The organism is Nautilia profundicola AmH, from assembly GCF_000021725.1.
Classification (GTDB): domain Bacteria; phylum Campylobacterota; class Campylobacteria; order Campylobacterales; family Nautiliaceae; genus Nautilia; species Nautilia profundicola.
The window spans coordinates 237,168-248,501 of the sequence record NC_012115.1 but is presented as its reverse complement, the minus strand read 5'-3'; the positions used below and the strand labels follow the sequence as shown (position 1 = coordinate 248,501).

General features: G+C 32.1%; 12 protein-coding genes and 1 tRNA gene. 3 read left to right on the top strand and 10 right to left on the bottom strand.

All coding sequences use genetic code 11. The annotated features are described in order from the left end of the window. Positions 1–10: 10 nt before the first annotated feature. A tRNA-Phe gene (locus tag NAMH_RS01420) sits at positions 11–86 on the top strand. 151 nt (positions 87–237) lie between these two features. Here NAMH_RS01420 and NAMH_RS01415 read toward each other — a convergent pair. Beyond that, positions 238–2,301: a hypothetical protein gene (locus tag NAMH_RS01415; protein ID WP_015902262.1), complete on the bottom strand. Its 2,064-nt coding sequence runs from the start codon at positions 2,299–2,301 to the stop codon at positions 238–240. A gap of 114 nt (positions 2,302–2,415) precedes the next feature. Here NAMH_RS01415 and NAMH_RS01410 point away from each other — a divergent pair, with 114 nt between their 5' ends. Continuing rightward, positions 2,416–2,931, top strand: a complete 516-nt coding sequence (locus NAMH_RS01410; protein WP_012663593.1) for a formyltransferase family protein — start codon at positions 2,416–2,418, stop codon at positions 2,929–2,931. On the opposite strand, the gene NAMH_RS01405 is transcribed toward NAMH_RS01410, so the two are convergent. The 9 genes from NAMH_RS01405 to NAMH_RS01365 form a co-directional block, all read right to left on the bottom strand. After that, a complete protein-coding gene (locus NAMH_RS01405) occupies positions 2,932–3,222 on the bottom strand; it encodes a hypothetical protein (RefSeq protein WP_015902103.1) in 291 nt (96 codons plus the stop codon). A 60-nt stretch (positions 3,223–3,282) separates the two neighbouring features. Further along, positions 3,283–3,870 (bottom strand): uracil-DNA glycosylase, encoded by a 588-nt coding sequence (locus NAMH_RS01400; RefSeq protein ID WP_015902206.1) that lies wholly within the window; start codon positions 3,868–3,870, stop codon positions 3,283–3,285. Positions 3,871–4,036: 166 nt separating this feature from the next. Beyond that, complete coding sequence (locus NAMH_RS01395) at positions 4,037–4,222, bottom strand: hypothetical protein (RefSeq protein WP_012663870.1); 186 nt, start codon at positions 4,220–4,222, stop codon at positions 4,037–4,039. After that, positions 4,206–4,709 (bottom strand): shikimate kinase, encoded by a 504-nt coding sequence (locus NAMH_RS01390; protein WP_012663940.1) that lies wholly within the window; start codon positions 4,707–4,709, stop codon positions 4,206–4,208. The genes NAMH_RS01395 and NAMH_RS01390 overlap by 17 nt, the downstream gene beginning before the upstream one ends. Next, on the bottom strand, positions 4,696–5,271 hold the full coding sequence (locus NAMH_RS01385) for an AMIN domain-containing protein (protein WP_015902604.1): 576 nt from the start codon (positions 5,269–5,271) through the stop codon (positions 4,696–4,698). The genes NAMH_RS01390 and NAMH_RS01385 overlap by 14 nt, the downstream gene beginning before the upstream one ends. Continuing rightward, positions 5,268–5,516 (bottom strand): septum formation initiator family protein, encoded by a 249-nt coding sequence (locus NAMH_RS01380; RefSeq protein ID WP_015902559.1) that lies wholly within the window; start codon positions 5,514–5,516, stop codon positions 5,268–5,270. Before NAMH_RS01380 ends, NAMH_RS01385 begins: the two co-directional genes overlap by 4 nt. 37 nt (positions 5,517–5,553) lie before the next feature. Continuing rightward, entirely contained in the window at positions 5,554–6,819 is a 1,266-nt protein-coding gene (eno, locus tag NAMH_RS01375; protein WP_015901785.1) for a phosphopyruvate hydratase, read from the bottom strand. After that, positions 6,820–7,872, bottom strand: a complete 1,053-nt coding sequence (recA, locus tag NAMH_RS01370; RefSeq protein ID WP_015902053.1) for a recombinase RecA — start codon at positions 7,870–7,872, stop codon at positions 6,820–6,822. 78 nt (positions 7,873–7,950) lie between these two features. Further along, positions 7,951–10,314 (bottom strand): sensor domain-containing phosphodiesterase, encoded by a 2,364-nt coding sequence (locus NAMH_RS01365; RefSeq protein WP_015902325.1) that lies wholly within the window; start codon positions 10,312–10,314, stop codon positions 7,951–7,953. Between the two features lie 114 nt (positions 10,315–10,428). Here NAMH_RS01365 and NAMH_RS01360 point away from each other — a divergent pair, with 114 nt between their 5' ends. After that, positions 10,429–11,322: a menaquinone biosynthesis family protein gene (locus NAMH_RS01360; RefSeq protein ID WP_015902143.1), complete on the top strand. Its 894-nt coding sequence runs from the start codon at positions 10,429–10,431 to the stop codon at positions 11,320–11,322. Positions 11,323–11,334 lie beyond the last annotated feature (12 nt).

The window sequence follows — 11,334 nt, the reverse complement described above, 5'->3', positions numbered from 1 at the left end:
TTCAGTCCTTGCCCAGGTAGCTCAGTCGGTAGAGCAAGGGACTGAAAATCCCTGTGTCGGCGGTTCGATTCCGTCCCTGGGCACCACTTAAAAATATCCGTATCAGTGTCTGTCACTTTTTATATTTATCCTTTTTATATTCTTCATTAAACTTAATGTTTGCTTTCTTATTTTAACCATTATTTTTGTAATTCAGATTTATGTATTTATAAATATAAAATTCAGATAAGGAAACCCTTATCTGAATACCGGTGTAAATGAAGGAACTTTTTGCATATTCGGCTGTTTTTGTGTTTTGACCGGTGATAATTTAACTTTGATATATTTAAACTGACTTGTCGGAACTTTATATTTATTTTTAGGTGTTTCTCTTCTGCCGTTATAGCTCAAAGGTTTTCCGTTTAAGAAATTAGTTAAAATTCTCGGCTCATATGCAAGTTTAGGATCTCTCCATCTGTTTGCAGCCAAGTCTTGTTTTGAAATTAAATTTAATTCGATATCTTTAACACCTACTTCACTACAAGTAGCTCTTTCATCATGTTTACCTTTTCTGTCAAGTTCACATTTGATATATTCAAGTACCCCTTTACCGTTTCTTATTGTTTGCTGCCCTCTTGAATTTTTATGAGCCACTCTGTAATCTATAAGACCCTGAACAGGTTCACCTTTAAAACCAACCCTGTCGAATCCACTATCAGGTTTCGGTTCTCTATACATTGCTGATTTTATTGGGTTTACACGGTTAAACGAACAAGTATCAAGCGGTCTTGATTCATCCATGTATTTCTGAGGATGGGCCAAATCAAACAGTGTTAAATCCAAACTAAGTCCGAATCCTGATTCTCCTTTTTTTGTTCTAACGGTTAAAGGCATGCCTTTATATTGACTTCTTTTCCATTCTATTTTTGCTATTTTTAATATAGCTTTTAATCTGTTTTTATCAGCTTTAAATTTTAAAGCGGCAACCACCCTCATCGGATTACCTGCAGTTTCAGTATCTCCTGCAATTACTTCAAACCCTGACGCGCTTGCTGTTTTTAACGCCGTACTTATTTTACCGTCATAACTTCCTAAATTATCAAGAATAATAGGAGTATAACAATCCTGTACATATCTCTCAGGCATGACTCTATCTTCCATATTTAAAATATTTCTTCTGTCTCTATAATAAATAGCCAGCTGTTCGCATCTGTTTGTAAAATCTTTATTACACTGTTGAGCTGCTTTTAATAAATCATTAAATTCTTTAAGCCATGCGTTTTTATATCTTTTGATTGCATTCACTCTGTTTCTTCTTATTTTGTTTGTAGTACCAAGGGCAAAATATTTTTGTGTTTTTGGATTAATTATAAAATCAGCATCTTTCATTGCCGCTTTCAAATCCCACAAAGTATTTACAAAATACGTCATATAAGTCTCTTTTGTATCACCTTGCAATATATCATTAAACGGATAATCAGCAAGCATAGAATATGGTGCCACTATATATTTCACCCTTTTTTTATAAGTAGCACTGTCAGCATTATAAAAATTGGTTGCAAAATCTTCAAACTCATCAACACTTTTCGGCAGTCTCATATTTGTACCGGTAGAATATGTATGTACTTTAAAATTATTTACCCCAAAAGTACTGATAGCTGCTTTTTTAATATCTACATTTGCATCCACGTCATAATTTACGCTTTTAATACCAAGTCCTGTTTTTGATGCAAATTCCATGGATTGTTTAAATGTTTGATTTTGAACGCTTGCAGTTCCTATGAACTCTCTACCTTCCTGTATACCTATTACAAACCCGTCACCGCATCTTTGTCTGAATTCTGAAACTTTGTTTTGTTTTAATAATTGTTTAGCCTGAGGAGTTAGCTTAACGTATTCTATTTTTACAAATTTAGGCGCATCGTAAAAATATGAATACGCATACAAAGTAATAGCGTAACTGCTACTTTCTGTTTTTTGTAACAACGTTGTTTTGTTATTCATATTTGTTTTAGTTGCACCGCTTAAAGCTTTTATAGATAATTCAGCACTAATATTTGCATTTTTAGTAATTTCCGATGTTGTTTTGGTCCATCCGTAATTCCAATCCTGTTGAGGCCCTATCCCACCGTTATATGTGTCCATTTTTACAATTTCAACACATTTACCTGTATACATTTTTCTGTGTGTATCATACCCCGTACCGTAATCAACGGCACCTTCAGTAGCATCTAATGTTAAAAAATCAACAGCCATATCAGCTTTTGCTATCCCAACTACTGAAACTAACGCAGCTAAAATAATTGATAATTTAAGTTTCATAGCCGCTCCTTTATATTAAGCTTATATTAATTATACATTATAAAATAATTAAAATCAAATTAATATAACTTTAAATTATCTTTGTGTTACAATTTCGATAAAAAAAGGCTGATATTGAAAAGAATAGCTGTGTTTTTCGGAAAAGGTGGAAGTAACTTTTTAAACCTTCTAAAGCATCAAACAAATTATCAGATATCTTTAGGCATTACGAATATTCAAAATAGTGAAGCATTAAATGCTTCTTCATTGCCACCGATTCTTGTTTCAAAAGATCATAAAGTTATTTTAAAAGCGTTAAAGGAACTGAATCCTGATCTGATTGTATTAGCGGGATATATGAGAATAGTACCGGAATATATAATTAATGAATTTAAAGGAAAAATAATCAACCTTCACCCAAGTATTCTTCCACACTTTAAAGGATTAAATGCCGACAAACTTTCATTTGAAGCAAAAAAAGCATGTGGGATTACAATACATTATGCCGATGTAGAACTTGACAGCGGAGATATAATACTTCAATACCATATAAATCCTAATAAATTTAAAACATTTGAAGAATATCATAAAGAAATGAAAAAAGCCGAACATAAATTTCTGCCGGCCGTAGTTGAAATGCTTTGCGAATAATTATTTAAGTTTGATAAGTGTTCCCATTCCGTAATAATCCATAACAGCTTCACCTTTTTCATTTGTAGCGGGTGTAATTGTAACTGTAATGTTTTTTACTCCGTCAGCTTCCATTTCTGCTGCTTGTTCTTGCAACATTATTATTACTTGTTTTACCGCATCAGTTGGAAGAACGTCTTTATATAATCTGTTTTGCTCAACCCTTACACTTCCGTATGCGATCGTAAAACTTTCATGAGGTTCTTGGATTTCTCCGAAACTTAAAACCTGCTCATTTATTTCTCTTGCCATATCTGTCCTTTTTTTGATTAATTATATTAAAGCGTTAAATGAATGTAAAGAAAAAAAGTGTCATATAAGTGTTTTTAAACCTTTAAAAAAGTTTTCCAAAGATTCTCTTATATCTTTACGGTTAAACGCCAGGGGTGACGGATGAAAACATAGCCCAACTTTATATCCGTTTATATCATAAATACCGCATTTTTGAAGATTTTTCACATCTTTCGCCCACGGAATATATGAAAACGCCTTTATTGCAGAATTTCCAAGTAAAAGTATCAATCTCGGTTTTACTATTTCTATTTCCCTCTCAAGCAGTTTCGCACCTGTTTTAAGCTCACCGGCTTTAGGAGTTCTGTTTTTATTACCTTCAAATGTTCTAAAAGGAAATGCATTTGTAATCAAAAAATCTTTTGCCCTGTCAAATCCGCTCGTTTCAATCAAATACGCGAGATTCTCCCCGGCTTTACCGACAAAAGGCTGCTTAAGCCTTACTTCATTCGCCCCTGGAGCTTCACCTATAATCATTATAGGATTAGATCTTTTCTCAATAATATATGGGTCATATACATCAGTAAAATCAATATTTTCGTTTAGATGAGTTTTTATATATTCTCTTCTGCTTTTGTAAAAATTATATAACTTTTCTTTCCAATCCATTTCGTCTCCGTAATAATTTTTATAATTATATCAAAACAATTAAATTAGGTGTCAGGCACAATTCAATGGTCAATGGTCAATGGTCAATGATTAACCTTAGGTGTCTGTCACTTCTTTATTTTATATTCTAAATTATTTCTCAAATTGAAATCAGAGAACCAGGAAATCAGGCTTTAATATTTAAATTCATGCCTTTACCAGTGGAAGCTGCCGCCATTTCCTGTATTTTTTTAGTATTTTCAAAAGTTTTTTCCAATATGTCACCCAATACGTTTTTAACAACATCCTGCGCTTTTTTCTGAACATCTACCTGAATAGCCGCATTTAAATTTGTATTATTTGTCACCTGCATAGTAATCCTTTATAAGCCTGACCGTTTTATTCAAATCATTGTTTTCTATAATTATATCGGCAAGTTCCGCGTATATTTTATCTCTTTTTTTAAAAAGCTCTTTTGCCTTTTTTACATCCTGAAAAAGAGGTCTTTTTTTTATCTCTTCATCATTCATTCTTTTTAAGATGTCTTCAAATTCAACTCTCAAATATATAACCCTGCCCGCTTCTTTTATCTCAGGTACATATACCGGAAGCCCTCCTCCTACCGAAATAATCGTATTAGTAACGCTGTTTTTAATCCATTCAAAACATTTTTTTTCCATTTTTCTAAAGGCTTCTTCACCCTCATTTTTGAAAATATCACTAATGGTTTTATTTTCAAAACTTTCTATTAAAACATCGGTATCCAAAAAGTAGGTATTAAATTCTTTAGCAAGGATTCTTCCTATTGTAGACTTTCCGCTGCCCATAAATCCGGTTAAAATAATATTATTGGATTTCAATTTTTATACCCTCTGAAGTTTTTGTGATTTTATACATATATTTAGCATCGAAATAGATAACAACCCTGTAATATCCCTTATGATTTCCGACAATGACTTTTTTTACAAAAGAATCTTTTAAAAACTTTTTAATAGTAAGAAAATCCGCATCTTTTTTAAAATCCAAAACTATCCTGAAAGGTTTAACTAAAAAAAAGCTTCTTAAGAGTTTGTCTTTTGTTTGAATAAAAATCTTTTTATCTTTTATATACATTGTAAAAAGATTTAAAAAATTCAATTCTTTCATCGGAAATTTTTTAGGCTCATGCGTAATATATATAGGTTTGTGAAAATCGACGTGTTTATTAATTACCACTTCTTTTTGCTTTATATCACCGCTTACACTTTGATACACAAATACTATTTTTTTCAAAATTCTTGCGTCACTCGGCAAAGTAACTTTAGTTTCTTTAAAATATGTAGGGTTTATAATAATAGTGTTTTGAGGTTTTACTACAGGTTCAAAAGGATTTATTCTTGCAAACAAAAAAGTGGTAATTAATATAAATAATAGTTTTTTCACTCTCCGCCTTGTAATTCTTTTAATTCAAAATACTCTTTTTGCAGTTTTTCGTTTTTCTTTTTCAAACTTCCAACATGGGTTTGTAAAGATTTATACTCATTCTGCAAATCCAAAAGCCTCGTATAAGACCTGCTTCCAAAAAGCAAATCATATACATAAAACGCAAATAAAAATGCAACTATTACTACTATAATGATTTTATAATCGATTTTTTTCGGTTGTTGTAAATCGTCAAAATCAATCATTGATTAACTCCGATGAAAAGAAAAGACTTTTCATCGATTAAAACAGGTCTTTTCCAATATATTCGGCACCTGCAATACTTCTTGCTATTTCAAGAAGTCTATTGTATTTAGCGTTTCTTTCACCTCTTGCCGGGGCACCTGTTTTGATTTCTCCGCAGTTTAACGCAACGGCGAAATCTGCAATAAACGCATCTTCACTCTCACCGCTTCTGTGGCTCATTACTGTTTTGTAGTTGTTTCTTTGTGCAAGTCTAACTGTCTGCATTGTTTCACTAACAGTACCTATTTGGTTCGGTTTGATTAAAATAGCATTCGCAACACCAAGCTCGATACCTTTTTGAAGGATTTTTTTGTTTGTTACGAATAAATCGTCACCTACAAGCTGGATTTTATCTCCAAGTTTGTCTGTAAGGATTTTCCATCCTTCCCAGTCTTCTTCAGCCACACCGTCTTCGATTGAAACGATAGGGTATTTACCGCAAAGATATGCGTAATAATCCACAAGCTCTTCTGCGCTTAAAGTTTTGTTTTCACCTGCAAGTACGTATTTTCCGTCTTTATAAAATTCACTACTTGCAGCGTCAAGCGCTATAGTGATTTCTTCGCCCGGTTTGTATCCGGCTTTTTCGATAGCTTTAATAATGTATTCGATAGGTTCTTCGTTGTTTTTAAAGTTCGGAGCAAATCCACCCTCATCACCAAGAGCGGTATTGTGTCCGTCCGCTACAAGAAGTTTTTTAAGCGTATGATAAACTTCGCTGCTCGCTCTAAGCGCTTCTGCGAAATCATCAAATCCTGTAGGCATAATCATATATTCCTGTAAGTCCACGTCATTGTCCGCATGAGCTCCACCGTTGATAATGTTTAGCATAGGAGTAGGAAGTACAAGTGCGTTTGCTCCTCCTAAATATCTGAATAACGGTAAATCAAGCGAATTTGCAGCAGCTCTCGCCACAGCCATACTTACACCAAGAATAGCGTTTGCCCCGAGTTTACTTTTGTTTTCAGTACCGTCAAGCTCTAACATTATATTATCTATTTCAGCCTGATCATACGGACTCATTCCTATAAGTTCGTTTGCTATTAACGTATTTACGTTTTCACATGCTTTAAGAACACCTTTACCGAGATATCTTTCTCCTCCGTCTCTAAGTTCAAGTGCTTCGTTTACCCCTGTACTCGCTCCGCTCGGAACAATAGCGCTTGCTCTGCTTCCGTCACTTAGAGTTACTGTAGCTCTAACCGTAGGATTACCTCTTGAATCAAGTACCTCATCAGCAAATATATCTTCTATAAATATCATTTACTCTCCTTTTAAATTTAATTCGTCTTCGTCTTTTTCTATTGCTTCTATCATATGTGAAAGTTCCACGCCTAAAGCGTCTTTGATTTTCTGCTCAATTTCCTGCGCAAGTTCCGGATGTGATTTTAAATATTCTTTTGCGTTTTCTTTTCCTTGACCGAGTCTTGTTGCACCGTAGCTGAACCATGCTCCGCTTTTATCAATAATGTCAAGTTTTACACCGTAATCAAGAAGTTCACCCTCTCTTGAAATACCTTTTCCGAACATAATGTCAAATTCGGCAATTCTAAAAGGAGGTGCGACTTTATTTTTTACAACTTTAACCTTAACCCTGTTTCCGACTTCCTTATCAGCCTGTTTAAGAGTAGCTATTCTTCTAACATCAAGTCTTACTGATGAATAAAACTTAAGTGCGTTACCACCCGTTGTCGTTTCAGGGCTACCGTAACCCATCATTCCGATTTTCATTCTTATCTGGTTGATGAATACAACAGTAGTGTTCATTTTATGAATAGCGGCTGTCAGCTTTCTTAAAGCCTGACTCATAAGTCTTGCCTGCACACCAACCTGAGCGTCTCCCATATTTCCTTCTATTTCTGCTTTAGGAGTAAGAGCGGCTACCGAGTCAATTACTATAATATCAACCGCACCGCTTCTTGCAAGTGTTTCTACAATTTCCAGAGCCTGCTCACCGTAATCAGGCTGAGACACAAGCAGATTGTCTACATCGACACCGATATGTTTTGCGTAAATTACGTCAAGCGCATGCTCCGCATCGATAAAAGCAGCAACACCGCCATCTTTTTGAGCCTGAGCAATTATTGAAAGTGCAAGTGTTGTTTTACCACTACTCTCAGGTCCGTAAATTTCAGTAATTCTTCCTTTTGGAATACCGCCTATACCAAGAGCCAAATCCAAACCGAAACTACCTGTAGGAATAGCTGCTATAGGTTCAATATCTTTATCGCTAAGTTTTACCAAAGAACCTTTACCGAACTGCTTATCTATTTGTTTCATTGCAAGTTCGAGAGCTTTTTGCTTATTCGCATCCATATAAATCCTTTTTGTAAATATTATGTAATTATATCAAATGTAAGACAATATTTTTTTAATTAAAAATGACAGAAAAAGTTATAATTCATTCAAATTGATAGGTTTACTAAAAAAGTATCCTTGGAGATATTCAATACCTAATTCTTTTAACATTTCAGCAATTTTCTCATTTTCAACGTATTCCGCAACAACTGACAAATTAAAAATTTTAGCCATATTTGTCAACGCTTTTACAAGTTTGTAATTATTGGCATTGTTTTCAATATTTCTAATTAAACTGCCGTCAATTTTAAGTATAGAAACAGGTAGTTTCGTAACAAGATAAGCAAGATTACTATGTCCGCTTCCGAAATCATCAATTGCAAATTGCACATCTAAATTGTGTAAGAATATTAAATATCCCATAAGTTCTTCATTATGCAGCTCTTCGTCTTCTAAAATTTCTATTATAAGTTTTTCAGCTATATTGTATTCATCTATTTTATCTATTAAAAATTTTCTAAACTGTTCGTTTGAAAGTTCAAAAGCTGAAAGGTTTATAGAAAACTTATAATCAAGCTTTGAAAATTTTTCAAAACATTTTTCAATCATTATTTTTTGTAAATCAAAATATTGTCCGGTTTTTTTAGATATTTCAAGGAAATTTTCTGGAGTGTAAATTTTTCCTTCATGTTCGATTCTCATTAAACATTCATATTTTTTTATTTCAAAAGTATCGCTGTTTACTATCGGATGTATATAAGGAATAACTCTTTTTTCTTTTATAACTTTTTTTAAGATGTTTTTCCATTTTATATTATTTTCAAATTCTTTAACTATAGGTAAGTTATCGTTATAAACAGCCATTTTGATGGTTTTATCGCTTTTTACAAGTTTCAATGCCATTTCTGCTTCAATTAAATTTTTCCCTATTCCCGCGCTTATAGATATTTCCACTTCGCTTCCGTCATCAACGATTAGTTTATGTGACTCTATTTTTTTAATCGCTTTTTTTACTTTTTCTTCTAACATTTCAATATCGTTTTCTACAAAAGCAAATTCATCGGCCGGCAGTTTATACGTATCAGATATTTCACTTAAAATACTCGACACTGTTTTTAATACATCGTCACCAATATCCATACCATAAAAATCATTTATTTCTTTAAAATAATCAATATTTAAAATTGCTACATATTTATAGTTTTTCATGTCAGAAATCAGTTTTTCCCTATTAGGCAATCCTGTTAAAGGATCCACTAAAAAATGCTGTATAAGCTCATTGGTTTTTCTGTCAACCTCTTTTTGCAGATTATCATTTAACGTTTGAAGTTTTTTATTTTTTGCTTGTATTTTATTTTCGTATTTATCAATAATACTGGATAGAAGATTGTTTTCATATTTTGTAAGAAAATAAACTATCACCAAAAATACTAATGAAATAACAATATATAAAAAGAAAATACTTTGAAGCTCTTTTTTTATCTGCTTTTGTTTTTTAGCTATTAAATTATTCACTTCATTGATATATATATTCCCTATTAACGCCCAGTTAAAAGGTTCATAATATTTTAAAAATGAGATTTTTTTATCAAACTGAGTATTTAGATTTTCGTTAAAACAATCAAAAAAACCTTCTCCTTTTTCACGCAACATCATTAAACATTTTCGAATATGTTTAAGTTGAACGGGATTTTTTATCAATTCATTAATATATTTTCCTTCCCAGTCAGGTCTTATCGGCATAGCAACGAACTTACCCAGGTCTTTATCAATATTTATTATCTCTATAATAGCCACATATCCGTTATTGAATACAAATCTTGCATTATCCACCATATTAATAACAGCTCTTTTGATACTGTTGTCGATGGCTGATTTTAAGATTGCGTTTGTAACAAAATATTGCTTATTGTTGTTTTTATTCGTAAATATAGTTCCGGTAATATACAAAAGCCCTTTTGATGTCTTGAATGTAAAATAATTGTCACTTTTTATAAGACCTTTTTGCATTTCGTTAATAAACTGTTTTCTTTTAGTTTTATTATATTCTTTAAAATTGGCATATATTTTATTACCGTCCAAATCACTCATAGCAACAATAAATTCCGGATGTTTCTTGGCAAACTGCTTTAAAATATACTCAAAATTCTTTGGAGATTCTTTTTTTAATATATTTGTTAGAAACGATACGCTTTCTTGTAGTTTATATAAATATTTTTGGTTTTCTCTAATGGATATTTCATTAATATAATTTATTAAATTGTCTACTTGATTTTTAATTATTGTTTTTTTAGTGTTAATATATTCGTTTTTAGTATATTCTATATCTCTTTGCAAAGAAGCCTGGACAATTAAATAAACAATACTAAAACTCAAAATAGCGAAAAGTATAATAACTGAAAAAATAGAAAAAAAGTTTATCTTTATTATCTTTTTTTTAAATAATTCCGCCCCTCTCACTCATCATCCTTTCATTCGAGTAAGATAAATTATACTATATTTATGTTAAATAATACGCTCAAACAAACAAAACCCTCTAATATGTTATAATTTTCAAAAAAAGGTGTAAAATTTATGAAAGATTTCACTATTGCACACTCTCCCGACGCCGATGATATATTTATGTATTATGCTATCAAATTCGGTTGGGTTACAAATGGAAACGGTTTACCAAACTCAAAACAAAAAAAGAAATACAATTTTAAAAATATTGCAGAAGATATAGAAACACTAAACCAAAAAACAATTAAAAACATTTATGACGTAAGTGCCATCAGTTTCGGAGCGTATCCTTTTATTAAGGATGAATATGCCCTGCTTAGGACAGCAATTAGTTTCGGCTACGGTTACGGCCCGAAATTAGTGAAATTAAAAGACAAAAAACTTAAACCGAATTTCAAAGTGGCTTTAAGCGGAGAATATACTACAAATGCTCTTATTTTTAAAATAGCTTATCCTAAAGCAAGAATAGTTTATAAAAATTTTCTTGAAATAGAAGATGCCGTATTAAACGGTGAAGTTGACGCCGGGCTGTTAATTCATGAAAGTATTTTAACATATGACGAAAGACTTGAAGTCGAAAAAGAATTATGGGACGTGTGGTGTGAACTTGCAGGAGAAATCCCTTTGCCGCTTGGTGGAATGGCAATAAGACGCTCCATACCTTTATTGGATGCTATAGAAATAGAAGAAATATTAACTAAAGCCGTAGATATTGCTAATAAACACAAAAGTTTACTTGCAAAAATGCTTATGGAAAGAAATCTTGTAAGAGTTAACGATAAGGTTCTCGACAAATATCTTTCTCTTTATGCTAATGATAAATCAATCACCCTTGACGATGAGCAGATAAACGCAATAAATAAATTATATGAAATAGGTAATAAAGCGGGACTACTTCCTACTATGAAAGATATAAGGGAATATATGATTCCGAAAAGATATAAAGAATTGAGAATGAAAAGCTAATTTTACGGATAT